Origin of the sequence: Acidovorax sp. SDU_ACID1 (assembly GCF_045291395.1) — a bacterium.
Classification (GTDB): Bacteria; Pseudomonadota; Gammaproteobacteria; order Burkholderiales; family Burkholderiaceae_C; genus MR-S7.
This window is the reverse complement of sequence record NZ_CP152342.1, coordinates 98,588-124,129: the sequence shown is the minus strand read 5'-3', so window position 1 is coordinate 124,129 and position 25,542 is coordinate 98,588. Positions and strand designations below refer to the sequence as shown.

The window sequence follows — 25,542 nt, the reverse complement described above, 5'->3', positions numbered from 1 at the left end:
GGCTCCTAGCCCCGTCCCTGCAGCGCGTCCAGCGACGCGCCCGCGAGGATGCGCAGGCACAGGTCCTCGTAGCTGATGCCGGCCGCGCGCGCCGACATGGGCACGAGCGAGTGGCCGGTCATGCCCGGCGAGGTGTTGATCTCCAGCAGGAAGGGCTTGCGGTCGCCGGCGCGGATCATGATGTCCGCGCGCGCCCAGCCGCGGCAGCCCAGCGTGCGGAAGGCCGCGACGACGATGCGCTGGATCTCGCGCTCCTCGTCCTCGGGCAGGCCGCTCGGGCAGTGGTACTGCGTGACGTCGGTGAAGTACTTGTTCTGGTAGTCGTAGTTGCCCTCGGGCGCGACGATGCGGATCACGGGCAGCGCCGTGACGCCGGCGCCCTGGCCCAGCACGGGGCAGGTGGTTTCGTCGCCTTCGATGAACTGCTCGCACAGCACCTCGGGGTCGTGCTGCGCGGCGAGGCGGTAGGCCTGCTCGCACTGGCCGAGCGAGGTCACCTTGGTCAGGCCGATGGTGGAGCCCTCGCGCGAGGGCTTGACGATCATCGGCGAGCCCAGCTCCCGGAACGCCTGTGCCGTCTCGGCGCTGCCGGCGACCAGGCGCCAGTCCGGCGTGGGCAGGCCCTCGAAGCGCCAGATGCGCTTGGTCATGATCTTGTCCATGGCGATGCTGGAGGCCATGACGCCCGGGCCCGTGTAGGGAATGCCCAGCAGCTCCAGCGCGCCCTGCACCGTGCCGTCCTCGCCATGGCGGCCGTGCAGCGCGATGAAGCAACGCGCGTAGCCGTGGGTCTTGAGTTCGGACAGGTCGGCGTGCGCGGGGTCGAACGCATGCGCATCCACGCCGCGCGCGCGAGCGCCTGCAGCACGCCGCCGCCGGACATCAGCGACACCTCGCGCTCGGCGGACGAGCCGCCCATGAGCACGGCCACCTTGCCCAGTGCACGCACGTCGATTTTTGAATCAAATTGGCTCATAACGCCCGTCCTTCAAGCGCAGGCAGCTCATTTTTTCGAAGCAACTCCACCACCTTGGCGGGCACCGCGCCGATGGAGCCCGCGCCCATGCAGAGCACCACGTCGCCGCCCTGCGCGAGCGCGGCAATGCGCTGGGGCAGGTCGGCCACCGTGTCGATGAACACCGGCTCCACCGCGCCCGCCACGCGCAGCGCGCGCGCCAGCGAACGGCCGTCGGCCGCGACGATGGGCGCCTCGCCCGCCGCATAGACCTCGGTGAGCAGCACGGCGTCGGCTTTGCCCAGCACCTTCACGAAGTCCTCGAAGCAGTCGCGCGTGCGGCTGTAGCGGTGCGGCTGGAAGGCCAGCACCAGCCTGCGGCCGGGGAATGCGCCGCGCGCGGCGGCCAGCGTGGCGGCCATCTCGACCGGGTGGTGGCCGTAGTCCTCGATCAGCGTGAAGCGGCCCCCGCCCTGCGCGGGCAGGTCGCCATGGCCCTGGAACCGCCGGCCCACGCCGGTGAAGGTGGCCAGCGCCCGCAGCAGCGCGTCGTCAGGCACGTTGAGCTCCACCGCCACCGCAATGGCCGCCAGCGCGTTGAGCACGTTGTGTTCGCCCGCGAGGTTGAGCTTCACCTGCAGGTCGGGCAGCGTGACGCCGTTGCGCCGCTGCACGGTGAAGTGCATCTGCGTACCCACGGCGCGCACGTCGATGGCGCGCACCTCGGCATCGTGAGACAGGCCGTAGCGCGTGACCGGGCAGGTCACACTCGGCAGGATGTCGCGGATTGCCGGACTGTCTACGCACAGGATGGCCGTGCCGTAGAACGGCATGCGGTGCAGGAAGTCCACGAACGCCTGCTTGAGCCGGCCGAAGTCGTGGCCGTAGGTCTCCATGTGGTCGGCGTCGATGTTGGTCACGACGGCCATCACGGGCAGCAGGTTGAGGAAGGAGGCGTCGGACTCGTCGGCCTCCACCACGATGTACTCGCCCTGGCCCAGCTTGGCGTTGGTGCCCGCGCTGTTGAGGCGCCCGCCGATCACGAAGGTCGGGTCCAGCCCCGCCTCGGCGAGCACGCAGGCGACGAGGCTGGTCGTGGTCGTCTTGCCGTGCGCGCCGGCGATGGCGATGCCGCGGCGCAGGCGCATCAGCTCGGCGAGCATGATGGCGCGCGGCACCACGGGGATCTTCTTCTCGCGTGCGGCCAGCACCTCGGGGTTGTCCGCCTGCACCGCCGTGGAGGTGACCACCGCATCGGCGCCCTCGATGTTCGCCGCCGCGTGGCCCACGTGCGTGGTCACGCCCAGCGACTGCAGGCGGCGCAGCGTGGCACTGTCGGAAAGATCCGAGCCCGAAATCCGGTAGCCCAGGTTGTGCAGCACCTCGGCGATGCCGCACATGCCCGCGCCGCCCAGGCCGACGAAATGGATGTGGCGAATCGCGTGCTTCATGCGGCCAGTTCCTCGCAGGCGGTCGCCACCTCGCGGGTGGCGTTGGTCTTTTGCATCCTTTTGGCCTCCAGCGCTTTCTGGACAAGCGCAGGGCGCTCTGTATTCAATAGCAGATCGGCGAGCCAGCGCGGCGTCAGGTCGGGCTGCTGCACGAGCCAGCCCGCGCCCGCATCGACGAGGAAGCGCGCGTTGGCGGTCTGGTGGTCGTCCACCGCGTGCGGGAAGGGCACGAACACGGCCGCCGCGCCCACGGCGGCGATTTCAGTCACCGTGCTCGCGCCCGCGCGGCAGACGATCAGGTCGGCCTCGGCATAGGCCGTGGCCGTGTCGTCGATGAAGGGCGTGCACTCGGCCTGCACGCCCGCGGCTTCATAGTTCGCGCGCAGTGCGTCGATCTGCGTGGCGCCGCTCTGGTGCGTGACGGTTGGGCGCTGCCCCTCGGGGATCAGCGCCAGCGCCTGCGGCACGATCTCGTTGAGCGCGCGCGCGCCCAGGCTCCCGCCCACGACGAGCAGCCTGAGCGGCCCCGTGCGGCCCGCGAAGCGCTCGGCGGGGCCGGCCTTCTGCGTGAACGCCGCGCGCAGCGGGTTGCCCACCCATTGGCCCCTCTTGAACACGCCGGGGAAGGCCGTGAAGATGCGGTCGGCCACACCCGCGAGCACCTTGTTGGCCATGCCGGCCACGGAGTTCTGCTCGTGCAGCACCAGCGGCTTGCCGGCCAGCACGGCCATCATGCCGCCGGGGAAAGTGACGTAGCCGCCCAGGCCCACGACCACGTCGGGCCGCACGCGCCGCACCACGGCCAGGGCCTGCCAGAACGCGCGCAGCAGCTTGAGCGGCAGCAGCGCCAGCGTGACGAGGCCCTTGCCGCGCACGCCGGAGAAGTCGATGGTCTCCAGGGCGAAGCCATGCGGCGGCACGATGCGCGACTCCATGCTGCCCGGCGTGCCCAGCCAGTGCACGCGCCAGCCGCGCGCGCGCAGCTCCTCGGCCACGGCCAGGCCAGGGAAAATGTGGCCACCGGTGCCGCCGGCCATGATGAGGGCGGTCTTCTGCGTCATGCGCGGCCTCCCCGCATCAGCAGCTTGTTCTCATAGTCCACGCGCAGAACGACCGCGATGGCGACAAGGTTCATGAGGATGGCCGAGCCGCCGAAGCTCATGAGCGGCAGGGTCAGCCCCTTGGTGGGCAGCGCGCCTAGGTTCACGCCCATGTTGATGAACGCCTGGAAGCCGATCCAGATCGCCACGCCTTGCGCCACGAGCCCCGAGAACACGCGGTCGAGCGCGATGGCCTGGCGGCCGATGTGCATGATGCGCCGCGTCATCCAGAGGAAGGCCACGATGAGCGTGAGCACGCCCACCAGGCCGAACTCCTCGCCGATCACGGCCAGCAGGAAGTCGGTGTGCGCCTCGGGCAGCCAGTGGAGCTTCTCCACGCTGCCGCCCAGCCCCACGCCGAAGATCTCGCCGCGGCCGATGGCGATCAGCGCGTGCGAGAGCTGGTAGCCCTTGCCCAGCGCGTGCTTCTCGCTCCACGGGTCGAGGTAGGCGAAGATGCGCTCGCGCCGCCAGTCCGAGAACCAGACCATGGCCGCGAACGCCATCACCAGGATGAGCGCGATCAGGAAGAACATGCGCGCGTTCACGCCGCCCAGGAACAGGATGCCCATGGCGATCACGGCGATCACCATGAACGCCCCCATGTCGGGCTCGGCCAGCAGCAGCGCGCCCACCACGGCCACGGCGGCGGCCATGGGCAGCACGGCGCGGAAGAACCGCTCCTTGACCTCCATCTTGCGCACCATGTAGTCCGAGGCGTAGACCAGCACCGCGAACTTGGCCAGCTCGGACGGCTGGAAGTTCATGATGCCCAGCGACAGCCAGCGCCGCGCGCCGTTGACCACCGTGCCCACGTGCGGGATCAGCACCGCGATCAGCAGCACGATGGACGCCACGAACAGCCACGGCGCCATGCGCTCCCAGGTGTTCATGGAGATCTGGAACGCGATGAGCGCGCCCACGAAGCCCACACCGATCGCCAGCACATGGCGCACGAGGAAGTGCGTGGGCGCGATCTTGCCGAAGCGCGGGTTGTCCGGCATGGCGATCGAGGCCGAATACACCATGACCACGCTGAACGCGAGCAGCAGCACCACCACCCAGCACAGCGCCTGGTCGAAGCCCAGCACGCGCGCGGGCGTGGCGGTGGTGCGGCGGTATTCGGTGCCGCCCACGCGCACGGGCAGCACGTCGGCGGTCTTGGCGGGCAGCGCGCCCAGCCAGCCCAGCAGGCGCTGCCAGGCACTGGTGCGCGGTGCGGCGGCAGCGGTCATGCGAGCCCCCTTCCAGCGGCTGCCCGGCCTCGTGGGCCAGGGCCTCCACGGCCTCGCGGAAGACGCGGGCGCGATGGCCGTAGTTGTCGAACATGTCCAGGCTGGCGCAGGCGGGCGAGAGCAGCACCGCGTCGCCCGCGTGCGCGCGCTGCGCGGCGGCCTGCACGGCCTCGGGCAGTGTGGCGCAGTCGGCCAGCGGCACGCCCACGCCCTGCAGCGCGGCGCGGATCTGCGGCGCGTCGCGCCCGATCAGCACCACGGCGCGCGCATGGCGCGCCACGGGCGCGGCCAGCGGCGAGAAGTCCTGCCCCTTGCCGTCGCCGCCCAGGATGACCACCAGGCGCCGGTCCGCGCCCAGGCCCGCGAGGGCGGCCACGGTAGCGCCTACGTTGGTGCCCTTGCTGTCGTCGAAATACTCCACCTCGCGCACGATGCCGATGGGCTCCACGCGGTGCGGCTCGCCACGGTATTCGCGCAGGCCGTACAGCATGGGCGCGAGCGGGCAGCCCGCGGCCTGCGCCAGGGCCAGCGCGGCCAGGGCGTTGGTAGCGTTGTGCCGGCCGCGGATGCGCAGCGCGTCGGCGGGCATGAGGCGCTGCACGTGCAGTTCTTCCTCGTGCGCCTTGGAACGCTTGGCGGTTTCGTCCGCGTCCTGCGCGCGCACCAGCCAGGCCATGCCTTTAAGCACCTCGATGCCGAAATCGCCCGGGCGCTGCGGCATGTCGGCGCCGAAGGTGACGTGGGCGCGCAGCTGGGGCTTCTGCAGCTTCACGCGCACGGGCGGGGGCAGCATGTCCATGACCAGCGCGTCCTCGCGGTTCAGGACCATCAGGCCGGCCTCGCCGAAGATGCGCGCCTTGGCCTGCGCGTAGGCCTGCAGGCTGCCGTGCCAGTCCAGGTGGTCCTGCGTGACGTTGAGCACGGCGGCTGCCGCAGGCGCGAAGCCGCGCGCACCGTCGAGCTGGAAGCTGGACAACTCCAGCACCCAGACCTCGGGCAACGTGCCCGCGTCGATGCGCTGGCCCAGCGTATCGAGCAGCGTGGGGCCGATGTTGCCCGCCACGGCCACGCTCCTGCCCGCGCATTCGACGAGCAGGCCGGTGAGCGAGGTGACCGTGGTCTTGCCGTTGGTGCCCGTGATGGCCAGCACGGCGGGCGCATAGCCGTGGCGCGCGCGCAGTTCGCGCAGCGCCTCGGAATACAAGCCCAATTCGCCCTCTGCGCTTATCTGGCAAGCGCTGGCAGCTACCATTACAGGAGCAATATCCGCTGGCGCCAGGCCCGGCGAGCGGTACACCGCATGCAGCGCGCGGCCTTCGACCAGGGCCGCGTCGAACGGCCCGGCAAGGAACTGCGCCTGCGGCAGCTCGGCACGAAGCTGGGCGAGCTGCGGCGGGTTCTCGCGCGTGTCGGCCACCGTCACCTGCGCGCCGCAGCGCGCGCACCAGCGCGCCATCGCCAGGCCCGAGGCGCCCAGGCCCAGGATGAGCACGCTGCGGCCCGCCATGTAGTCCAGCGCTTCGCCGGGGCGGATGGCGGGAAGCGGGCTTTCGGGAGGCGCCTCGGCCGCCGCGCCTTCCGTGGCTTCCTGCTGCGCCTCGGCGGGATCGTCGGCGGCGCCCACGTCCGCGAAGATGCGCGCGACGAACTCCTTGGCCTGCGTCGCGGCGGACACCGCGGGGGCCGTGTAGTCGAACGCGGGCGCCGGCACGGGCGCAGGCGCAGGCGCCGGGGCCGCCGCTTCGGGAGCGGGCACCTCGGGGTTCGGGAGGTCGTGGCGCTCGTCGTTCATCGCAGTTTCAACGTCGTGAGGCCTACGAGGCACAGCAGCATGGTGACGATCCAGAAGCGCACGACGACCTGCGTTTCCTTCCAGCCGCTCTTCTCGAAATGGTGGTGCAGCGGCGCCATCTTCAGCAGGCGCCGGCCTTCGCCGTAGCGGCGCTTGGTGTACTTGAACCAGGTGACCTGCAGCATCACCGACAGCGCCTCGACCACGAAGATGCCGCCCATGATGGCCAGCACGATCTCCTGTCGCACGATGACGGCGATGGTGCCCAGCGCCGCGCCCAGCGCCAGCGCACCCACGTCGCCCATGAAGACCTGCGCGGGATGGGTGTTGAACCACAGGAAGGCCAGGCCCGCGCCCGCCATGGCAGCGCAGAAGATCAGCAGCTCGCCCGAGCCCGCGATGTAGGGGAACAGCAGGTACTTGGCATGGCCCGCGTTGCCCGTCACGTAGGCGAAGATGCCCAGCGCCGAGCCGACCATGATGACGGGCATGATCGCCAGGCCGTCCAGCCCGTCGGTCAGGTTGACCGCGTTGCTCGACCCCACGATGACGAGGTAGGTCAGGATCACGAAGCCCAGCACGCCCAGCGGGTAGCTCACCTCCTTGAAGAAGGGCACGAGCAGCCCGGCCTGCGGCGGCAGGTCCAGCGAGAAGCCCGACTGCACCCAGGTGATGAACAGCTCGAACACGCGCGCATTGGAGTTCTCGGAGATGCAGAACACGAGGTAGAGCGCCGCCGCCAGGCCGATCAGCGACTGCCAGAAATACTTCTCGCGCGAGCGCATGCCCTCGGGGTCCTTGTTGACCACCTTGCGCCAGTCGTCCGCCCAGCCGATGGCGCCGAAGCCCAGCGTGACGGCCAGCACGATCCACACGAAGCGGTTTGAAAGATCGAACCACAGCAGCGTCGAGAGGGTGATGGCACCCAGGATCAGCACGCCGCCCATCGTGGGCGTGCCGCTCTTGGACAAGTGCGACTGCATCGCATAGCCGCGGATCGGCTGGCCGATCTTGAGCGCGGTGAGCATGCGGATCACCTTCGGCCCCACGAACAGGCCGATGAGCAGCGCTGTCAGGGCCGCCATTACCGCGCGGAAGGTGAGGTACTGGAACACGCGCAGGAAGCTGAATTCCGGCGACAGGCCTTGCAGCCACTGCGACAGCATCAGGAGCATGCGGCCTCCCCCTGGGTTTCGATGGCCTGCACCACCTGTTCCATCTTCATGAATCGTGATCCCTTCACCAGCACGCTGCCCACCTCGGGCAAGCATGCACGCACCGCCGCGATGAGCGATGCCATGTCGTCGAAATGCCGCGCGCCCGCCACGTGGGCGCTCAAGGCGCCCAGCGCGAACACCTGCTCGATGCCGCTCGCGCGCGCATGCGCGCCGGCCTCGGCGTGGAACTGCGGGCCCTGCTCGCCCACCTCGCCCATGTCGCCCAGCACCAGCAGGCGCGGGCCGGGCAGGCCGGCCAGCACGTCGATGGCCGCACGCACGGAGTCGGGGTTGGCGTTGTAGCTGTCGTCCACCACGGTGATGCCACGCACGCTGAAGGCGCGCGAGCGGCCCTTGACCGGCACGAAGGCCGCAAGGCCCTGCGCGATCGCATCGAGCGGCACACCCGCCGCGACGGCGCAGGCAGTGGCAGCCAGCGCGTTCGTCACGTTGTGGCGGCCCGCGATAGACAGGTGCGTATCGAAGACGCCCTGCGGCGTGGCGATGCGCACGGCCCAGCCGCCGTCCCGCCACCGCGCGGATGCGCAGCGCACCTCGCCCGCATCGCCGAACGTGACGCAGCGGCGCGCGCCCGCCAGTTCGCGCCAGAGCGGCGTGAACGCATCGGCGGCGGGGAACACGGCCACGCCGTCGGCGGGCAGCGCGGCGAGCACGCTGCCGTTCTCGCGCGCCACGGCTTCCACGGTGTGCATGAATTCGAGATGCTCGCGCTGCGCGTTGTTGACCAGCGCCACCGTCGGCCGGGCGATGTCCGCGAGGTAGGCGATCTCGCCGGGATGGTTCATGCCCATCTCCACCACGGCCGCCTGGTGCGCGGCCCCCAGGCGCAGCAGCGTGAGCGGCACGCCGATGTCGTTGTTGAGGTTGCCTTGCGTGGCAAAGGCGGCCGCACCCTTCCAGGCGCGCAGCACGGCTGCGACCATCTGCGTGACGGTGGTCTTGCCGTTGCTGCCCGTCACGCCGATGAGCGGCAGGCGCCACTGCGCGCGCCAGCCCGCAGCCAGCGCGCCGAGCGCGCGCAGCGTGTCGGGCACCTCGATGCCGGGCAGGCCCGCGGACTGCAGCCCCGCATGCGCCACGGCGGCCACTGCGCCCGCCTCGCGCGCCTGGGCCAGAAACTGGTTCGCGTCGAAACGCTCGCCCTTGAGCGCCACGAACAGGTCGCCCGCCGCCAGCGTGCGCGTGTCGCTGTGCACGCGCACGATGAGCGTGGCACCGTCGCCCACGAGGCGCGAGCCGGGCACGAAGGCATGCACCTGCGCCAGGGTCATCATCGGCCGGCCGTTCATGCCGCCTCCTTGCGCAGCGAGAGCGCGTCGCGCGCCTGCGCCATGTCGGAGAACGGCTGGCGCCGGCCCGCCGTCTCCTGGTAATCCTCATGCCCCTTGCCGGCGATCAGCACCACATCCAGCGCATCGGCCTCGGCCAGCGCCAGCCGGATGGCGGCGGCGCGGTCGGGCTCGGCGCGCACGTGCGTGGCGGCGATGGTGCCCAGCAGGATCTGGTGGATGATGGCCTGCGGGTCTTCGCCGCGCGGGTTGTCGCTGGTCACGATCACTTGGTCAGCGCCATGCTGCGCGGCCGCGCCCATCAGCGGCCGCTTGCCCGCGTCGCGGTTGCCGCCGCAGCCGAACACGCACCACAGCCGCCCGCCGCGCTCTTGCGCCACGGGCTGCAGCGCGGCCAGCGCCTGGCGCAGGGCGTCGGGCGTGTGGGCATAGTCGACGGCCACGAGCGGCTGGCCGGGCAGCGCGATCTGCTCCATGCGGCCCGGCACGGGTGCAAGCCGCGCGCAGGCGCGCACGGCGGCGGCCAGCGGCACGCCGAGCGTGCGCAGCGCGGCGATCACGCCGAGCAGGTTGGCGACGTTGTAGAGGCCGACGAGGCGCGTCTGCAGCGCATGCGCGTCATCGCCTTCGGCGACGGTGAAGGCCAGCCCTTCGCCGGTGTGCGACACGTCCCGCGCAATGAGCCGCGCGGGGCCGTGCATCGAGACGCTCCAGAGTTCGAGGCCTTTGCCTTGCAGCTCGGCGTGCAACGCCGCTCCGCGTTCGTCGTCGATATTGATGACGGCGGCGCGCAGCCCCGGCCAGTCGAACAGCGCGCGCTTGGCCTGCCAGTAGGCGTCCATGCTCGCGTGGTAGTCTAGGTGGTCCTGCGTGAAGTTGGTGAACAGGGCGGTATGGATGCGCGTGCCCGCGAGGCGGTGCTCGGCCAGGCCGATGGACGAAGCCTCGATGGCCGCGTGCGCGATGCCGCCAGCCACGAATGCGCGGAACGCGCGCTGCAGGCGCACGGGGTCGGGCGTGGTCAGGCCGGTGGATTCCACGGCGGGCGGGAATCCGATGCCCAAAGTGCCCACCAGCGCACATCCAGCAAGCGCAGGCAGCTCTTTTTTCGATAGCACGCCAAGCGCATCGGCCAGCCACCATGCGGTGCTGGTCTTGCCGTTGGTGCCGGTGACGGCGAGCACGGTGAGCCGCTCGCCCGGCTGGCCGAACCATTCGGCGGCAATCAGGCCGGTGGCGGCCTTGAGGCCGGGCAGCGCGGCGATGTGCGCGCCACTGAACGCGAACGGCTCCACGCCCTCGCGCTCCACGAGGCAGGCCGTGGCGCCGCGCGCGATGGCATCGCCCACATGGGCGCGGCCATCGGTGGCGGCGCCGGGCCAGGCGATGAAGCCGTCGCCGGGCTGGATCAGCCGGCTGTCGGTCTGCAGCGTGCCGGTGACGCGCGCGCGCAGGAAGGCGACGGCTTCGGCGACGGTGGTGAAGGTGCGCGGCGTCACAGCGGCTCCTCCACCGCGTTCGCCACGATCTGCGGCTTGACGGCCATGTCGGGCGCCACGCCCATCATGCGCAGCGTCTGCTGCACCACTTCGCCGAACACGGGGCCGGCGACGGTGCCGCCGTAGTAGCTGCCGGCCGAGGGCTCGTCGATCATCACCGCGACGATGATGCGCGGCTTGTCGATGGGCGCCATGCCGGTGAACCATGCGCGGTACTTGCCGGCGGCGTAGCTCTTGCCGACCTGCTTGCGCGCGGTGCCGGACTTGCCGCCAATCGAGTAGCCCACGGTCTGCGCCTTCTGCCCCGTGCCGCCGGGGCCGGCGGCCAGCCACAGCATGTGGCGCACCTGGCTGGCGGTCTTGGGCGAGAAGACGGGCGTGCCCACCGGGGAGCCGCTCGCCTTGAGCATGGTGGCCGGGATCACCATGCCGTCGTTGGAGAACACGGTGTAGGAGCGCGCCATCTGGAACAGCGACGCCGACAGGCCGTAGCCATAGGACATGGTGGCCTGCTCCACGGGCTTCCAGTTCTTCCAGGGCCGCAGGCGCCCGCTGGCCGCGCCGGGGAAGGCGATCTGGGGCTTCTGCCCGTAGCCCAGCGCGGTGTGCACGTTCCACATCTCCTGCGGCGACATGCGCTGCGCGACCTTGAGCGCGCCGACGTTGCTGGATTTCTGGATCACGCCATCGACGGTAAGCACGCCGTAGTTGTGCGTGTCCGAGATGTTGAAGCCGCCGATGGCGAACCGGCCGGGCGTGGTGTCGATTACCGTGTCGTGGCGCACCCGGCCCAGCTCCAGCGCCATGCCGATGGTGATGGGCTTCATGGTCGAGCCGGGCTCGAACACGTCGGTGAGCGCGCGGTTGCGCAGTTGCTCGCCGGTGAGGTTGCGGCGGTTGCCGGGGTCGTAGCTCGGATAGTTGGCCAGCGCCAGCACCTCGCCCGTGTGGGCGTCGAGCACCACCACGCTGCCGGCCTTGGCCTTGTGCGCGGCCACGGTGTCGCGCAGCTTCTGGTAGGCGAAGAACTGCACCTTGCTGTCGATCGAAAGCTGCATGTCCTTGCCATCGACCGGCGGCACTTCCGCGCCCACGCCCTCGACCACGCGGCCCAGGCGGTCCTTGATGACGCGGCGCGAGCCGGGCTTGCCGGCCAGGTCCTTGTCGAAGGCCAGCTCCATGCCTTCCTGGCCGTGATCCTCCACATTGGTGAAGCCCACCACGTGCGCGGCGGCCTCGCCCTCGGGGTACTGGCGCTTGTACTCCTTGCGCTGGTAGATGCCCTTGATGTTCAGCGCGGCGATCTTCTGGCCCACGTCCCAGTCGAGCTGGCGCTTGATCCACACGAAGGTCTTGTCCTCGTCGGCCAGCTTGGCGTTGAGCGCGGGCAGCGGCATCTCCAGCAGGCGCGCCAGCTCCTTGAGCTTGGCTTTCACCTCGGGCTTGTCGTTCTCCACGTCCTCGGGAATGGCCCAGATGCTGGCGGCGGGCACGCTGGAGGCCAGGATGAGCCCGTTGCGGTCCAGGATGCGGCCGCGGTTGGCGGGCAGCTCCAGCGTGCGCGCAAAGCGCACCTCGCCCTGGCGCTGGAAGAACTCGTTGCCGACCACCTGCACGTAGGCCGCGCGCGCGGCCAGCCCCACGAAGCCCAGCGCCACCGCGGCGACGATGAACTTGCTGCGCCACACGGGCGTCTTGCTGGCCAGCAGCGGGCTGGAGGTGTAGTTGACGCTGCGGCTGCTCACGGCCTGCCTCCCGCCGCCGCGGCGGAGACGACGGGCGAGCCGTCGTCCGTCACGTACTGGGTGATGGCCGGCGTGGCCGAGCGCATGTGCAGGCGGTCGCGCGCGAGGCGCTCCACACGCAGCGGCGTGGCCTGGGCGCGCTTTTCCACCTGCAGGCGCTGGTGTTCGGTCTCCAGCTGGCGCGCCTGCGCCACCGCGCGGTCCAGCTCGGTGAACAGGCGCCGCGACTCGTATTGCGTGTGCACGAGATAGAGCGCGCTGGCCATCACGGCCACCAGCAGCATGGCGGAGATGCGCGTCACGCGGGCACCTCCGTGCGCTCGGCCACGCGCATCACGGCGCTGCGCGCGCGCGGGTTGGCCTGCACCTCGTGCGCGCCGGGCTTGATGCGCTCCAGTGCCTTGAGGCGCATGGGCTGCGGCGGCGCGAACGGCGCGCGGCGGTCGTAGACCTCCTTGGAGTGCTTCGCGATGAACTGCTTGACGATGCGGTCTTCCAGAGAATGGAAGCTGATGACCGCCAGCCGCCCGCCGGGGGCCAGCACGTGCAGACTGGCCTCTAGCGCTTGTTGCAGCTCCTCAAGCTCGGCGTTGATGAAAATCCGAAGAGCCTGAAATGTGCGCGTTGCAGGGTTCTGGCCCGGCTCGCGGGACTTGACCGCGCCAGCCACGATGCTGGCCAGTTCGGCGGTGCCTGCAATAGGGCCCCGTTCTTCGCGCCGAGCAACAATCGCCTTTGCAATGGGGCCAGCAAACCGTTCTTCACCGTAGTCACGTATCACCTCCGCAATCTGTGCCACTTCGGCATCCGCCAGCCACTCGGCCACGCTCTGGCCGCGCGTGGTGTCCATGCGCATGTCGAGCGGGCCGTCGAAACGAAAACTGAATCCGCGCCCCGGATCGTCGATCTGCGGGGAGCTGACGCCCAGGTCCAGCAGCACGCCCGTCACGCTGGCGGGCGGCAGCTCGCCCAGGTGCGAAAAGCCCTGGTGCCGAATCGAAAAGCGCGCATCCTGGATGCGCGCCGCCTCTTCGATCGCCTGGGGGTCCTTGTCGAAGGCCACCAGCCGACCGCGCGGCCCCAGCCGCTGCAGGATGCGCCGCGAATGCCCTCCCCTGCCGAAGGTGCCGTCCACGAAGCAGCCTTCGGCCGCGGCCGCGCCGCCGAGCAAGGCGTCGACCGCCTCATCGAGCAAGACCGTGGTGTGCTGCAGGGGCTGGTTCACATGCGCCCCTAGAAAGCGAAATCCTTGAGTACGTCCGGCATGCCGGCCTGCATGGCCGCCGCCTCCTTGGCGTCGTACGTCGCCTTGTCCCACAGCTCGAAATGGCTGCCCATGCCAAGCAGCACGGTGTCCTTGGTGATGCCAGCGGCTTCGCGCAGCTCGGGCGAGACCAGCACGCGGCCGGTGCCGTCCATTTCCACGTCCATGGCATTGCCCAGGAAGATGCGCTTCCACCACTGGGCGGACATGGGGAGCTGGGCGATGCGCTCGCGGAACTGCTCCCATTCAGGGCGGGGGAAGACCATGAGGCAGCCGTCGGGGTGCTTGGTGATGGTGAGCTGGCCGCCTGCCTGCTCCGTGAGGACGTCACGATGCCGGGTCGGCACAGACAGCCGCCCCTTTGCATCCAGACTCAGCGATGACGCCCCTTGAAACACGGATTGGAAACCCCGGTCGTTGTCGCCCTCCCCCACACACGGGGGCTTCGAGGGCACTTTTCACCACTTAATTGCACTTTTTTGCACTGTAGCAGGAAAAGAACACCGAGCAAGAGGCCTCGCAACAAAATTTTGCAATGAAATCAAGGACTTAGCGCCGAATTTGCAGGCAATACCGGGAAAAATCCTTTATTGATTAAGCACTTAGGAGCAGGTATGCAAGTGCTTTGTGAAGGCTTGACGGCGCCGCCGGACAACCTTCACAAAATGTATCGGGACAGATCCTCGTCCTGGCTCAGGGACTGCAGACGCCCGTCGACATAGGCGGCATCGACCACCACGGTCTGCCCCGAGAGCCTGGCGGCATCGAAGCTCACCTCGTCCAGCAGCCGCTCCATGACCGTGGACAGGCGCCGCGCGCCGATGTTCTCGGTGCGCTCGTTGACCTCGTAGGCGATATGGGCCAGCCGCGTGATGCCCTCGGGCCGGAAGTCGAGCGTGACGCCCTCGGTGGCCAGCAGCGCCTGGTACTGCTTGACCAGCGAAGCATGGGTCTGCGTGAGGATGGCCTCGAAGTCCTGCACCGAGAGCGAGCCCAGCTCCACGCGGATGGGGAAGCGCCCCTGCAGCTCGGGAATCAGGTCGCTGGGCTTGGCCAGGTGGAAAGCGCCCGAGGCGATGAACAGGATGTGGTCGGTCTTGACCATGCCGTACTTGGTGGAAACCGTCGTGCCCTCCACCAGCGGCAGCAGGTCGCGCTGCACGCCCTGGCGCGAGACCTCGGCGCCGCCCGCCTCCTGGCGCGCGGCCACCTTGTCGATCTCGTCGATGAAGACGATGCCGTTCTGCTCGGCGTTGGCAAGCGCGCGGGTCTTCACCTCTTCCTCGTTGACCAGCTTCGCCGCCTCTTCGTCGGTCAGCAGCCTGAGCGCTTCGGCGATCTTGAGCTTGCGCGTCTTGCGGCGCTCCTGGCCCATCTGGCTGAACATGCCGCGCAGCTGCTCGGCCATCTCCTCCATGCCCTGCGGGCCCATGATCTCCAGCTGCGGGCGCGCGTCGGCCAGGTCGATCTCGATCTCCTTGTCGTCGAGCTGCCCTTCGCGCAGCTTCTTGCGGAATACCTGGCGCGCCGCGCCGCCTTCGGCGACCTCGCTGCCGCCGCGCGGCGGGGGAACGAGCACGTCGAGGATGCGCTCCTCGGCCGCGTCCTCGGCGCGGGCGCGCACCTTCTTCATGTCGGTCTCGCGCGTCTGCTTGACGGCCACCTCGACGAGGTCGCGCACGATCGAGTCCACGTCCTTGCCCACGTAGCCCACCTCGGTGAACTTGGTGGCCTCGACCTTGATGAAGGGCGCATCGGCCAGCCGCGCCAGACGCCGTGCGATCTCGGTCTTGCCCACGCCCGTGGGGCCGATCATGAGGATGTTCTTGGGCGTGATCTCCTGGCGCAGGCCGGCATCGACCTGCTGGCGGCGCCAGCGGTTGCGCAGCGCGATGGCCACGGCGCGCTTGGCGCCGGCCTGGCCGACGATGTGGTTGTCGAGTTCGGAGACGATCTCCTGGGGAGTCATGGAAGACATGTTGATACCCAAATCAGGCCCCAGCGCTTACCCATCAAGCGCCAGCAGCTATCAAAACAAGAGTTTCCACCGTGCCGCTCAAAGCGTCTCGATGGTGTGGTGCATGTTGGTGTAGATGCAGAGCTCGCCCGCGATCTCAAGCGACTTCTTCACGATCTCGGCGGCCGGCAGGTCGGTGTTGGCGAGCAGCGCCTTGGCGGCCGAATGCGCGTAGGCGCCGCCCGAGCCGATGGCGACGATGCCCTGTTCGGGCTCCAGCACGTCGCCGTTGCCGGTGATGATGAGCGAGGCGGAATGGTCGGCCACGGCCAGCATGGCTTCGAGCCGGCGCAGCACGCGGTCGGTGCGCCAGTCCTTGGTGAGCTCGATCGCCGCGCGCGTCAGGTGGCCCTGGTGCTTCTCCAGCTTGGCCTCGAAGCGCTCGAACAGCGTGAACGCGTCGGCCGTGGCGCCCGCGAAGCCGGCGAGCACCTTGCCGCCATAGAGCCGGCGCACCTTGCGCGCCGAGCCCTTGACGACGATGTTGCCGAGGGTGACCTGCCCGTCGCCGCCGATGGCGACCTGGAGGCCGTCCGCCGTCTGGCGCCGGACGCTGAGAATGGTGGTGCCGTGGTACTGTTCCATGGGGAAGGCAGATGGGGCTACCTGCGCCGTTTGCAAGCCGCAGCGAACGCGGTTCAGTTCTTGCGCGGGATCACCCAGGCGTGCTCGTTGACGCCGATCACGTTGAAGAACACCGCGGCCAGGCGGTGCAGGTTGATGAACTGCACCACGCGGCCCTGCGCCTGCTGCGCCGCCGCCCAGTTGAGCACGGAGCCGATGGCCGCGAAATCGATGCGAATCAGGCGGTCGCAGGCCACGGTGAGCGGCTGGCCGGGGGGCACCAGGGCCTCCAGCGGGTCGAGCAGCGGTGCCGCATCGCCCTCGATGTGGCCCGACAGCGCGGCGGCCGGGGCCGCATCGTCCATGCCGGCGGGCTGCGAGAGCTGGAAGCCGGACATGAACAGGTCGCTGTCCTTCGCCTCTGCCTGCGGGGCGGCCTGCATGCCGTCGTCGCCGCTGAAGGAGCAGCGCGGCGCAGCCCAGGATGGGGGCGAGACCTCGTAGGTCACGCAGTAGTCGAGGGCCACCAGCTCGAACTCGTCCGGCTGGCCCATGAGGCGCAGCGCGGCCATGCGCAGGCGCCACCATTGCGGGTCGGAGCCGCGGTCGCCCGACTGGGTGTGGGCCTGCAGCACGGACTGCAGCGCCTGCATGCCGAGAAAGCGCAGTTCCACGTCCTGGTCGGCCCAGCGCTCGAACAGGTCGGCCAGGGCGGACACGGCGGGCAGGTCCATGCCCGTGAGGCGCGCCCAGTTCAGCGTCCACGGCGGCGCGGCGCGTGCCAGCGAGGCCTGCAGCGCCGCCACGGACTGCTGCGCCAGCATGGGCTGGGCGCTCCAGCTCAGCTCGCGCTGCGCCGGGGCCGGCTGCGCCGGCTCGGCCACCGCCACGCCCTGCAGCCCGAGCTGCTCGGGCAGGGAGAACCACAGCGGCGCGGAGCGGCCGAAGCGCGCCGCATAGTCGATCGCCAGCGTGTCGAAGCGGTCCTGCTGGCCCGTGGCGCGGTACAGGTCGAACAGCGTCATCCAGAGGTCGTGCTGCTGCTGCGGCGCATCCTGCTGGTGCTGTGCCAGGACTTCCGTGAGGCCGGTTTCCGCGCCGGCGTAGTCGCCGTTGGCGAAACGGATCGCAGCTTCCTCCAGATCGGGCTCATGCACGAATTTCTCGGGCTCAGCCACGGGGGCAGCCGGCGCGCTGCTTGCCGCCACGGCGGGCGGCTCGACGGTGCCGAAGCCGCTGCCCAAGGCATCGTCGGCGAAGAGCGGCTCGACGGGAGCCGCCCGGTCGAGCGGCATGGGCATGCTCAGCGGCGCAGTGGGTGCGAAGGCATTGCCGTGCGGGCCGGCCTGCGCCGCCGCCAGGGCCGCGGCGATGGCCGCCGACGCGGGCGCGGGCTGCGTGGCGTCCACGCCCGTCGCGGGCAACGGCCGCCCGGCGGGGGGCACCGGAGGCGCGGGCTGGGAGGGCATGCCGGAAGCGGGCTTGCTCTTCCACCACTGCTGGGACATCTGCGCCTCAATCTCGTCGATCTTCTTGAGCGTCTCGGCCCGGTCGTCGGGCGATGTCATGCTGGTCTGGAAGAAGGAAGTGCGTGCCGTGGGGTCTTCCACGCGCTGGCCCTGCAGGGCCTCGCGCTGGCGCAGCTTGCGCAGCTGATCGAACTCGCGGCGGCGCACGAAGTCGTTGCGCCGCTTGCGCTCGATCATCTCCTTGAGCATCTGCTTACTGTACTGGCTCTCGCGATCGGCGTCGATCGAATCGAGCTCGGACCAGTTGACGGTCGGATTGCGCACGAAGCGCACCATCTTGGACAGCAGGCCACGGCCGGAGGAGGACTCTTCCTTGCTCATGTGCGTACCAGATCGGGCGCGTGCGCCGTCCTTTCCGTCGGGATGCGGGGGAGCGCCGTGCGCTCAGTCCCCGAACATCTTTTGCTTGAGTTCGCGGCGCTGCTGTGCTTCCAGCGACAGCGTGGCCGTGGGGCGTGCCAGCAGGCGGCCCACGCCGATGGGCTCGCCCGTCTCGTCGCAGTAGCCGTAGTCGCCGGCGTCGATGCGCGCGATGGACTGCTCGATCTTCTTGAGCAGCTTGCGCTCGCGGTCGCGCGTGCGCAGCTCCAGGGCGTGTTCTTCCTCGATGGTGGCGCGGTCGGCCGGGTCGGGCACGACCACGGTGTCCTCGCGCAGGTGCTCGGTGGTCTCGCCGGCGTTGTTGTGCATGTCCTGCTTGAGCTGAACGAGCTTGTGGCGGAAGAAGGCCAACTGCTTGTCGTTCATGTACTCGCTGTCGGGCATGGACAGCACTTCGGCGTCGCTCAGCTCTTCAGCGGACTTGGTTTTCCAGTTGTTGGCCAGCTTGGGGTCTCTCTTGGCGGCCGCCACAGGGGTTTGCAGGGTCGTAGGCATGGTGTCAATGAAGCTGGCTCATGGGGCGGCACACGCCCCTGTCGTTGCCGTGGATGGTACGTTCAATTGCGCCGGACGGGAAGAAGGCCGACGCGTCTGCGCGGTTACCGGCGCTGCAGCTGCGGCAGCGGGCGCGGGCCGGGGACGTGCAGGGCTCGGCTTTCACTTCCTCGTCTCCTCGCAAGTGGGGCGGGTCCGGCCGCTTGGAGCGGCGCGGTGCGGGCGGCTTTTTGCCGGGGCGCGATTGTATCGATGTCGGCGCGCAGGGCAACCCGCGCCGGATACCAGAGCGAATCGTGCGGCTTGTGGCGGGCCGCAGGATTCACACTCGTTCACATTGGCGGTCAGGCCAGGCACTGCTCCAGCCCCTGCTGGAAGATGTCGCGCGGCAGGTCGATGCCGATGAACACCATCTTGCTGCCGCGCGCCTCGCCCTCGGCCCACTGCGGTCCCAGGTCGCTGCCCATGAGCTGGTGCACGCCCTGGAAGATGACCTTGCGGTCGGTGCCCTTCATGTCCAGCACGCCCTTGTAGCGCAGCATCCGCGGGCCGTAGATGTTCACGATGGCGCCCAGGAAGTCCTCGAGCTTGGCGGGGTCGAACGGGCGGTCGGCGCGGTAGACGAAGCTCTTCACGTCATCGTCGTGATGGTGGTGGTGCGGATGGTCGCAGTGCTCGCCGTGTTCGTGGTGATGATGGTGGTGGTCATGGTCGCACTGGCCGTGGTCGTGATCGCAGTGCGCGTGGTCGTGCGCGTCGCCCTCTTCCTTCAGGAAGTCGGGGTCGATGTCCAGCTTGGCGTTGAGGTTGAAGCCGCGCAGGTCCAGCACCTCGGACAGCGGCACCTCGCCGAAGTGCACGGCGCGGATGGGCGCGCGCGGGTTCATGTGCTTGAGGCGGTGGACGAGGGCGTTCTTCTCGTCCTCGCTCACGAGATCGGTCTTCGACAGGAAGATCTGGTCGGCGAAGCCCACCTGGCGGCGCGCCTCCTGGCGGTCGTCGAGCTGCTTTTGCGCGTGCTTGGCGTCCACCAGGGTGATGATGGAATCGATCAGGTAGGTTTCGGCGATCTCGTCGTCCATGAAGAAGGTCTGGGCGACGGGGCCCGGGTCGGCCAGGCCCGTGGTCTCGATCACGATGCGGTCGAATTCCACCAGGCCCTTGCGGCGCTTGGCGGCCAGCAGTTGCAGGGTCTCGCGCAGGTCTTCGCGGATGGTGCAGCAGATGCAGCCGTTGCTCATCTGCACGATCTGCTCCTTGGACTCGGTGCGCAGGATGTCCGTGTCGATGTTCTCCTCGCCGAATTCGTTTTCGATCACGGCGATCTTCTGGCCGTGCGACTCCGAGAGCACGCGCTTGAGCAGCGTGGTCTTGCCGGAGCCCAGGAAGCCGGTGAGGATGGTGGCGGGAATCAAGGACATGGGACGTGCTTTCCAATGCAAAGCGGCGGCCCTTGGACGGACCGCCGCGCGACAAAAAAACCAGTGTACCGAGCCTGTCAAGACCCTGGCGGCTTGCGGCGCGCGCGCGGGTGGGCCTGGTCGTACACCTGCGCGAGGTGCTGGAAGTCCAGGCGCGTGTAGACCTGGGTGGTGGTGATGTTGGCGTGGCCCAGCAGCTCCTGCACGGCGCGCAGGTCGCCGCTGGACTGCAGCAGGTGGCTGGCGAACGAGTGGCGCAGCATGTGCGGATGCACGGGCGTGGAGAGGCCCGCGGTCTGGCTGCGCTGGCGCAGGCGCAGCCACACGGACTGGGCGCTCAGGCGAGTGCCGCGCTGGCCGATGAAGAGCGCGGCCTCCTGCGACGTGCCGCGCACGGCGAGCCAGGCGCGCAGCGCCTCGGCGGCGGCGCGGCCCACGGGCACGCTGCGGCGCTTGGAGCCCTTGCCGAACACATGCGCCTCGCCCGCCTGCAGATCCACCCAGCCGCGCCCCTGCTGGTGCGCGGCCGGGCTGGGGGCCACGTCCAGCCCGACGAGCTCGCCCACGCGCAGGCCGCAGCCGTAGAGCAGCTCGACGATGGCGGCGTCGCGCGCCTCCAGCCACGGGTCGGCCCCGGGCTGCTCGTGCTCGGCCAGGCGCACGGCGTCGTCCACCGGCAGGGCCTTCGGCAGGGGCTTGGGCGCCTTGGGCGCGCGCACGTCCTGCACCGGGTTGTGCGGCACCAGGCCCTGGCGCGCTGCCCAGGCGAAGAAGCCGCGCCAGCCCGAGAGGATGAGCGCGATGCCGCGCCCGCTGCGCCCGCCCGCGTGCATTTGCGCGACGAAGCGGCGGATGTGCGCGCTGGTCAGCTGCAGCAGCGGCTGCCCGGCCGTTTCGGCGAAGGCCGCGAGCCTTTCCAGGTCCAGCGTGTAGAGCGTGAGCGTGCGTGCGGCCAGGCGCTTCTCCACGCGCACGTGCTCCAGGTATTGCCGGGCCTCGGGCGGCAGCGGCGCGGGCATGGGAGTCAGAACGTGTGAATGAATCCGGCGTGGCCGAACAGCGCGTCAAAACGCGGCTGCACTAGGCGCAAAGCGCAGCCATAGCGCGGGCTATGGCGAGCATTTGCAACGACGGGCAGGCGTGTTTTGGCGTGATGAGCGGGCATGGCGGATTCGTTCACACGTTCTCAGCGCAGGCGCGAGAGGGCGGAGCTGGCCAGCTCGGCCATGCGCGCGAGGAAGTCGGTGCCCATGGTGGCATCGAAGCGCTGCGGGTCGTGCGAACCCAGCACCAGCAGGCCGAAGGCGGGCTGCTCGGCGCTGTCGATCGCGCCCTCGCGCAGCGGCAGCAGCGCGAGCGACTGGGCCTGCTGCGCATCGGGCAGCCAGGCGGTGGCCTCGAAGCCCAGGTTGGGACCGCAGAACGGCATGGTGAGCGAGGAGGCGAAGGAACGCACGTCCTCGCTCACGCCCTCGGTGAAAGCGGCGCCGGCGTAGGCCGGCGCGGTGCCCCACACACGCAGGGCGACCTGCGGCACGTCGAACAGCGCGCGCATGCCCTGCTCCACGACCTGCGGCAGCGCGGCGGGGTCCCGCACGGCGGCCAGGTCGCGCGCCCACTGGTGCATCTTGTGGGCGATGGCGGCGTTCTCGCCGCCGTGGCGCACCATGTCCATCACGCGGTGCTCCAGGCCCTTGATCTTGTCGCGCAGCATCTCGGCCTGGCGCTCGTGCAGGCTCACGGCGCGCTGGCCGTGCGGGCTGGCGATGGTGACGGCAGCCAGCACCTCGGCGTGGCGCTCGAAGAAGCTGGGCGTATTGACGAGGAACTCGGCGATGTCCGCCTCGGTGATGGGGGGATCTGGGAAGAGGTCATGGTGCGTCGGGAATGTCGATCTGGCCTTCGAAGACCGTGGTGGCGGGGCCGGTCATGAACACGGAGTCCTCGGGCGAGCCGCTCCACGCGATGGTGAGCAGGCCGCCGCGGGTGTGCACATCCACGCGCGCGTCCAGCAGCCCCAGGCGGATGCCTGCCGCCACCGCCGCGCAGGCGCCGGAGCCGCAGGCCAGCGTCTCGCCCGCGCCGCGCTCGTACACACGCAGGCGCACTTCGGAGCGGCTGACGATCTGCAGGAAGCCCGCGTTCACGCGCTGCGGAAAACGCGCGTGGCCCTCCACCAGCGGGCCGGTGCGGGCCACGGGGGCGGTGTCCACGTCATCGACGAGCTGCACGGCGTGCGGGTTGCCCATGGAGACGACCGCTACCAAAACAGTAGCCTCCTGCGCTTGCCCCTCAAGCGCCAGAGGCCATTTTTGCCCCGAACCCTGCGGCACGGGCACGAGGTCCGACGCATCGAACGGCACGCGCTCGGGCGCGAACACGGGGCGGCCCATGTCCACCGTCACGCGGCCGTCGGCGGCGAGCCGGGGTTCGATCACGCCAGCCAGCGTCTGCACGCGGATCGCGTCCTTGCCCGTCAGGCCCTTGTCGCGCACGTAGCGCGCGAAGCAGCGCGCGCCGTTGCCGCACTGTTCCACCTCGCCGCCGTCGGCGTTGTGGATCACGTATTCGAAGTCGACGCCCGCCGCCGGCGAGGGGCGCACGGTGAGGATCTGGTCGGCGCCCACGCCGAAGTGGCGGTCCGCCAGGAAACGGTATTGCGCGGGCGTGAGGCCCAGCCGGCCCTGCGTCTCGTCGAGCACGACGAAGTCGTTGCCCGCGCCCTGCATCTTGGTGAAGCGGATGTGCATGGCGCGATTATCGGGCCGCGCCCTTGCGCGGGCCACCGGTCCGGGCCAACCCGCAAATCCCGATGTTTTTGCTCGGATATTGATGTGCATCAGCCTGCGCCCGCCCGGGCTGCGCAGCATGCGGTGCTCCGGCCATCCCCAAGAAAACCCCACCATGACCCTCACCGTAGACGTACTGGACCGGCTGCACGCCGAAGACGTGGACACCGCCGCCGCGTTGGTGCAGCGCAGCAGCGACGGCGCCGCCCTCATCGAACTGCTGGAGATGCTCTGGCACATCGGCATCCCGCGCGCCAAGGCGCTCATCGCACCCGTGCTCGAGCGCCTGGCGCAGCTGCACCCCGCCGAGTGATGCGGGAATAATGCGGCGATGCCGCGCCAGAACCAATACCTCCACGCCCCCTTCACCCCGGTCACCCCCCTCGACGCCGCCACCGTGCTGCTGCTGCGCGACGCGCCCCAGCCCGGCGGCGGTACCGCGCTGGAGGTGCTGATGACCCGCCGCTCGGACAAGGCCAGCTTCGTGCCCGGCGCGCACGTCTTCCCCGGCGGCGGCATCGAGGCCCAGGACGCCGCGCCCGAGACCCACGCCCTGGCCGACCACCGCCCCGCCCAGAGCGGCCGGCGCCTGACCGACGCGCTGGCCGCCATCCGCGAGAGCTTCGAGGAGCTGGGCATCCTGCTGGCCCGCCGCGCCGACGGGCGCTGGGCCGGCCCCGAGGACATCGCCGCGATCGACCGCAGGGCCCCGCTGTCCCCACAGTGCGCCGCGCGCGGGCTGCGGCCCGCGGCCGACGCGCTCTGGCTCTTCGCCCACTGGACCGCCGACCGCAACCTGCCCAAGCGCTTCGCCGTGCCCTTCCTCGTCGCGCGCATGCCCGAAGGCCAGGAGCCCGTGGCCGACGAAGCCGAGCAGTTCGAGCCCATCTGGGTGCGCCCCTCGGATGCGCTGGCCCGCCACGACGCCGGGCAGTTCTTCATGATCTTCCCCACCATCCGCACGCTGCAGCGCCTGGGCCAGTTCCCCGACGTGGACGCCGTGCTGGCCGCCGTGGCGCACGAGCAGCCCCTGTGGGCCAGCAGCCCCCGCTCGGGCCTGCTAGGCGGCAAGCGCGCGCCCCACATGGAGCACGAGGCGGCCTACGGCGAACTGGCCCTGGTCTGCCCCGACGGCCAGGTCGCCCACACGCTGGACTGGCAGAGCGAGACGCCCGTGTCCCTGCTGCGCAACCTGCAGCGCCTCACCGCGCCCAACCCGGGCGTGATGACCGGCCCCGGCACCAACAGCTACCTCGTGGGCGACCCCGCCACCGGCTACATCGCCATCGACCCCGGCCCGCAGGACGGCGAGCACCTGGACCGCCTGTGGCGCGCCGCCGGCGGCGACATCCGCATGGTCGTGTGCACCCACTCGCACCCGGACCATTCGCCCGGCAGCCACCCGCTGGCCGACCTCGTGGCCGCCCACGGCCGCCCGCGCCCGCCGGTGCTGGGCCTGCCCTCGGCCCCCACGGCGCGCACGGCCAGCCACTTCGCGCCCGACCGGCCGCTACAAAATGGAGAGCTGCTCGCGCTTTCCGGCACAGGGCCGGACGCCGGAATCACCCACACCCTGGAGGTGGTGCACACCCCCGGCCACGCCGCCAACCACCTGTGCCTGCTGCTGCGCGAGGACGGGCTGCTGTTCTCCGGCGACCACATCCTCAACGGCAGCACCACCGTCATCGACCCGCCCGACGGCAACATGGCCGACTACCTGGATTCGCTGGACCGGCTGGATGCGCTGTGCGCGCAGCACGGCGTGGAATTCATCCTGCCCGCCCACGGCTACGTGCTGGGCAACGCCCGCGAGGCGATCGCCCGTCTGAAGGCCCACCGCCTCGCGCGCGAGGCCAAGGTGGTCGCCGCCATGCAGGCGCGGCCCGAGGGCACCATGGAGGACTGGGTGCGCCTGGCCTACGACGACGTGCCCGAGCGCCTGTGGCCCGTGGCCCAGCGCTCACTCCTGGCACACGTGGAACGCATCCGCATGCTGGAGCCGGGCAATGACTGAGCCGGTCCGCCTGTCCAAGCGCCTGGCCGAGCAGTTGCCCTGCTCGCGCCGCGAGGCCGAGCTGTACATCGAAGGCGGCTGGGTGCGCGTGGACGGCGCGGTGGTCGAGGCGCCCGGGGCGCGCGTACTGCCCGCCCAGCAGGTGGTGCTGGCCCCCGGCGCGCGGCCCGAGGAGGCGCCGCCCGTCACGCTGATCCTGCACAAGCCGCCCGGCTACGAGGCCGGGCTGGGCGCGGCTGCGGGCGACGTGCGCGGCAGCCGCAGCCAGGGCGCGCCCGAGGCGCTGACGCTCGTGGGCCCGGACACCCTGCGCAAGGAAGGCGGCCCGCCGCCGCGCGTGCTGCAGCGGCATTTCCGCCAGCTCGAATGCTTCACCCCCCTGCCCACCGAGGCCAGCGGCCTCGTGGTCTACACGCAGGACCGGCGCATGGCGCGCAAGCTCGCCGAGGACATCGAGACGCTGGAACAGGAATGCATCGTCGAGGTGGCGGGCGAGATCGCCCCCGGCGGCCTGCAAAAGCTCTGCCACGGACTGAGCGTCAACGGCCGCCCCCTGCCCCCGATCAAGGTGAGCTGGCAGAGCGAGCGGCGCCTGCGCTTCGCGCTCAAGGGCATCCGCCCGGGCCAGGTCGGCGCGATGTGCGAGGCCGTGGGCCTCAACGTGGTCGCCCTGCGGCGCATCCGCATCGGCCGCGTGCCGCTGGCCAAGCTGCCCGAGGGGCACTGGCGCTACCTGCAGCCCTGGGAACGCTTCTAAAAACATA

The 25,542-nt window shown here is 70.2% G+C and carries 21 protein-coding genes and 2 pseudogenes; 3 read left to right on the top strand and 20 right to left on the bottom strand.

Features of this window, described 5'->3' with window-relative positions; all coding sequences use genetic code 11:
* Positions 1–5: 5 nt before the first annotated feature.
* The 20 genes and pseudogenes from AAG689_RS00550 to dapF form a co-directional block, all read right to left on the bottom strand.
* Positions 6–976, bottom strand: a pseudogene (locus AAG689_RS00550) (D-alanine--D-alanine ligase).
* Complete coding sequence (gene murC, locus AAG689_RS00545) at positions 973–2,406, bottom strand: UDP-N-acetylmuramate--L-alanine ligase (protein ID WP_406624338.1); 1,434 nt, start codon at positions 2,404–2,406, stop codon at positions 973–975. The pseudogene AAG689_RS00550 and the gene murC overlap by 4 nt, the downstream one beginning before the upstream one ends.
* Complete coding sequence (gene murG, locus AAG689_RS00540; protein ID WP_406624337.1) at positions 2,403–3,467, bottom strand: undecaprenyldiphospho-muramoylpentapeptide beta-N-acetylglucosaminyltransferase; 1,065 nt, start codon at positions 3,465–3,467, stop codon at positions 2,403–2,405. The genes murC and murG overlap by 4 nt, the downstream gene beginning before the upstream one ends.
* The gene (gene ftsW, locus AAG689_RS00535) at positions 3,464–4,741 is read right to left on the bottom strand and encodes a putative lipid II flippase FtsW (protein ID WP_406624336.1); all 1,278 of its coding nucleotides are present in this window, start codon (positions 4,739–4,741) and stop codon (positions 3,464–3,466) included. Before ftsW ends, murG begins: the two co-directional genes overlap by 4 nt.
* A 4-nt stretch (positions 4,742–4,745) precedes the next feature.
* Positions 4,746–6,533 (bottom strand): annotated as a pseudogene (gene murD / locus AAG689_RS00530) (UDP-N-acetylmuramoyl-L-alanine--D-glutamate ligase); the annotation flags it as partial.
* Positions 6,530–7,708, bottom strand: a complete 1,179-nt coding sequence (gene mraY, locus AAG689_RS00525) for a phospho-N-acetylmuramoyl-pentapeptide-transferase (protein WP_020230906.1) — start codon at positions 7,706–7,708, stop codon at positions 6,530–6,532. The gene mraY and the pseudogene murD, both read right to left, overlap by 4 nt.
* Positions 7,699–9,060 (bottom strand): UDP-N-acetylmuramoyl-tripeptide--D-alanyl-D-alanine ligase, encoded by a 1,362-nt coding sequence (murF, locus tag AAG689_RS00520; protein WP_406624335.1) that lies wholly within the window; start codon positions 9,058–9,060, stop codon positions 7,699–7,701. The genes mraY and murF overlap by 10 nt, the downstream gene beginning before the upstream one ends.
* The gene (locus tag AAG689_RS00515) at positions 9,057–10,559 is read right to left on the bottom strand and encodes a UDP-N-acetylmuramoyl-L-alanyl-D-glutamate--2,6-diaminopimelate ligase (protein WP_406624334.1); all 1,503 of its coding nucleotides are present in this window, start codon (positions 10,557–10,559) and stop codon (positions 9,057–9,059) included. Before AAG689_RS00515 ends, murF begins: the two co-directional genes overlap by 4 nt.
* Positions 10,556–12,304, bottom strand: coding sequence for a peptidoglycan D,D-transpeptidase FtsI family protein (locus AAG689_RS00510; protein WP_406624333.1), 1,749 nt, complete (start codon positions 12,302–12,304; stop codon positions 10,556–10,558). The genes AAG689_RS00515 and AAG689_RS00510 overlap by 4 nt, the downstream gene beginning before the upstream one ends.
* The gene (ftsL, locus tag AAG689_RS00505; RefSeq protein ID WP_020230910.1) at positions 12,301–12,606 is read right to left on the bottom strand and encodes a cell division protein FtsL; all 306 of its coding nucleotides are present in this window, start codon (positions 12,604–12,606) and stop codon (positions 12,301–12,303) included. Before ftsL ends, AAG689_RS00510 begins: the two co-directional genes overlap by 4 nt.
* The gene (gene rsmH / locus AAG689_RS00500) at positions 12,603–13,529 is read right to left on the bottom strand and encodes a 16S rRNA (cytosine(1402)-N(4))-methyltransferase RsmH (RefSeq protein ID WP_406624332.1); all 927 of its coding nucleotides are present in this window, start codon (positions 13,527–13,529) and stop codon (positions 12,603–12,605) included. The genes ftsL and rsmH overlap by 4 nt, the downstream gene beginning before the upstream one ends.
* Positions 13,530–13,537: 8 nt before the next feature.
* Positions 13,538–13,966: a division/cell wall cluster transcriptional repressor MraZ gene (gene mraZ / locus AAG689_RS00495; RefSeq protein ID WP_034691928.1), complete on the bottom strand. Its 429-nt coding sequence runs from the start codon at positions 13,964–13,966 to the stop codon at positions 13,538–13,540.
* 260 nt (positions 13,967–14,226) lie between these two features.
* Positions 14,227–15,546 (bottom strand): ATP-dependent protease ATPase subunit HslU, encoded by a 1,320-nt coding sequence (gene hslU, locus AAG689_RS00490; RefSeq protein ID WP_406624331.1) that lies wholly within the window; start codon positions 15,544–15,546, stop codon positions 14,227–14,229.
* A 78-nt stretch (positions 15,547–15,624) separates the two neighbouring features.
* Positions 15,625–16,170, bottom strand: a complete 546-nt coding sequence (hslV, locus tag AAG689_RS00485) for an ATP-dependent protease subunit HslV (protein ID WP_020230914.1) — start codon at positions 16,168–16,170, stop codon at positions 15,625–15,627.
* 53 nt (positions 16,171–16,223) lie between these two features.
* Positions 16,224–17,999 carry an STAS domain-containing protein gene (locus tag AAG689_RS00480; protein WP_406624330.1) on the bottom strand — a complete coding sequence of 592 codons (1,776 nt, stop codon included), beginning with the start codon at positions 17,997–17,999 and terminating at the stop codon, positions 16,224–16,226.
* A gap of 63 nt (positions 18,000–18,062) precedes the next feature.
* Positions 18,063–18,554: an RNA polymerase-binding protein DksA gene (gene dksA, locus AAG689_RS00475; protein WP_024001756.1), complete on the bottom strand. Its 492-nt coding sequence runs from the start codon at positions 18,552–18,554 to the stop codon at positions 18,063–18,065.
* A gap of 344 nt (positions 18,555–18,898) precedes the next feature.
* A complete protein-coding gene (locus tag AAG689_RS00470) occupies positions 18,899–19,975 on the bottom strand; it encodes a CobW family GTP-binding protein (RefSeq protein ID WP_406624329.1) in 1,077 nt (358 codons plus the stop codon).
* A 77-nt stretch (positions 19,976–20,052) separates the two neighbouring features.
* Complete coding sequence (locus tag AAG689_RS00465) at positions 20,053–20,994, bottom strand: tyrosine recombinase XerC (RefSeq protein ID WP_406624328.1); 942 nt, start codon at positions 20,992–20,994, stop codon at positions 20,053–20,055.
* Positions 20,995–21,161: 167 nt separating this feature from the next.
* Positions 21,162–21,827 (bottom strand): DUF484 family protein, encoded by a 666-nt coding sequence (locus AAG689_RS00460; RefSeq protein WP_406626254.1) that lies wholly within the window; start codon positions 21,825–21,827, stop codon positions 21,162–21,164.
* Between the two features lie 19 nt (positions 21,828–21,846).
* The gene (dapF, locus tag AAG689_RS00455; RefSeq protein ID WP_406624327.1) at positions 21,847–22,725 is read right to left on the bottom strand and encodes a diaminopimelate epimerase; all 879 of its coding nucleotides are present in this window, start codon (positions 22,723–22,725) and stop codon (positions 21,847–21,849) included.
* A 154-nt stretch (positions 22,726–22,879) separates the two neighbouring features.
* On the opposite strand from dapF, the gene AAG689_RS00450 reads away from it, so the two are divergent.
* From AAG689_RS00450 to AAG689_RS00440, 3 genes are read left to right on the top strand one after another with little or no spacing between them, the layout of a single operon-like run.
* Complete coding sequence (locus tag AAG689_RS00450; protein WP_406624326.1) at positions 22,880–23,077, top strand: hypothetical protein; 198 nt, start codon at positions 22,880–22,882, stop codon at positions 23,075–23,077.
* An 18-nt stretch (positions 23,078–23,095) separates the two neighbouring features.
* Complete coding sequence (locus AAG689_RS00445; RefSeq protein ID WP_406624325.1) at positions 23,096–24,778, top strand: MBL fold metallo-hydrolase; 1,683 nt, start codon at positions 23,096–23,098, stop codon at positions 24,776–24,778.
* A complete protein-coding gene (locus AAG689_RS00440) occupies positions 24,771–25,535 on the top strand; it encodes an rRNA pseudouridine synthase (RefSeq protein WP_406624324.1) in 765 nt (254 codons plus the stop codon). Before AAG689_RS00445 ends, AAG689_RS00440 begins: the two co-directional genes overlap by 8 nt.
* Positions 25,536–25,542: the final 7 nt, after the last annotated feature.

Bases quoted from the DNA above. Each gene is read 5' to 3' on its own strand.
- murC (WP_406624338.1), bottom strand. From the start codon at position 2,406: ATGAAGCACGCGATTCGCCACATCCATTTCGTCGGCCTGGGCGGCGCG.
- hslV (WP_020230914.1), bottom strand. From the start codon at position 16,170: ATGGAACAGTACCACGGCACCACCATTCTCAGCGTCCGGCGCCAGACG.
- dapF (WP_406624327.1), bottom strand. From the start codon at position 22,725: ATGCACATCCGCTTCACCAAGATGCAGGGCGCGGGCAACGACTTCGTC.
- AAG689_RS00465 (WP_406624328.1), bottom strand. From the start codon at position 20,994: ATGCCCGCGCCGCTGCCGCCCGAGGCCCGGCAATACCTGGAGCACGTG.
- mraY (WP_020230906.1), bottom strand. From the start codon at position 7,708: ATGCTCCTGATGCTGTCGCAGTGGCTGCAAGGCCTGTCGCCGGAATTC.
- AAG689_RS00445 (WP_406624325.1), top strand. From the start codon at position 23,096: ATGCCGCGCCAGAACCAATACCTCCACGCCCCCTTCACCCCGGTCACC.
- AAG689_RS00450 (WP_406624326.1), top strand. From the start codon at position 22,880: ATGACCCTCACCGTAGACGTACTGGACCGGCTGCACGCCGAAGACGTG.
- AAG689_RS00470 (WP_406624329.1), bottom strand. From the start codon at position 19,975: ATGTCCTTGATTCCCGCCACCATCCTCACCGGCTTCCTGGGCTCCGGC.
- AAG689_RS00440 (WP_406624324.1), top strand. From the start codon at position 24,771: ATGACTGAGCCGGTCCGCCTGTCCAAGCGCCTGGCCGAGCAGTTGCCC.
- AAG689_RS00480 (WP_406624330.1), bottom strand. From the start codon at position 17,999: ATGAGCAAGGAAGAGTCCTCCTCCGGCCGTGGCCTGCTGTCCAAGATG.
- hslU (WP_406624331.1), bottom strand. From the start codon at position 15,546: ATGTCTTCCATGACTCCCCAGGAGATCGTCTCCGAACTCGACAACCAC.
- murG (WP_406624337.1), bottom strand. From the start codon at position 3,467: ATGACGCAGAAGACCGCCCTCATCATGGCCGGCGGCACCGGTGGCCAC.
- ftsW (WP_406624336.1), bottom strand. From the start codon at position 4,741: ATGACCGCTGCCGCCGCACCGCGCACCAGTGCCTGGCAGCGCCTGCTG.
- dksA (WP_024001756.1), bottom strand. From the start codon at position 18,554: ATGCCTACGACCCTGCAAACCCCTGTGGCGGCCGCCAAGAGAGACCCC.
- murF (WP_406624335.1), bottom strand. From the start codon at position 9,060: ATGAACGGCCGGCCGATGATGACCCTGGCGCAGGTGCATGCCTTCGTG.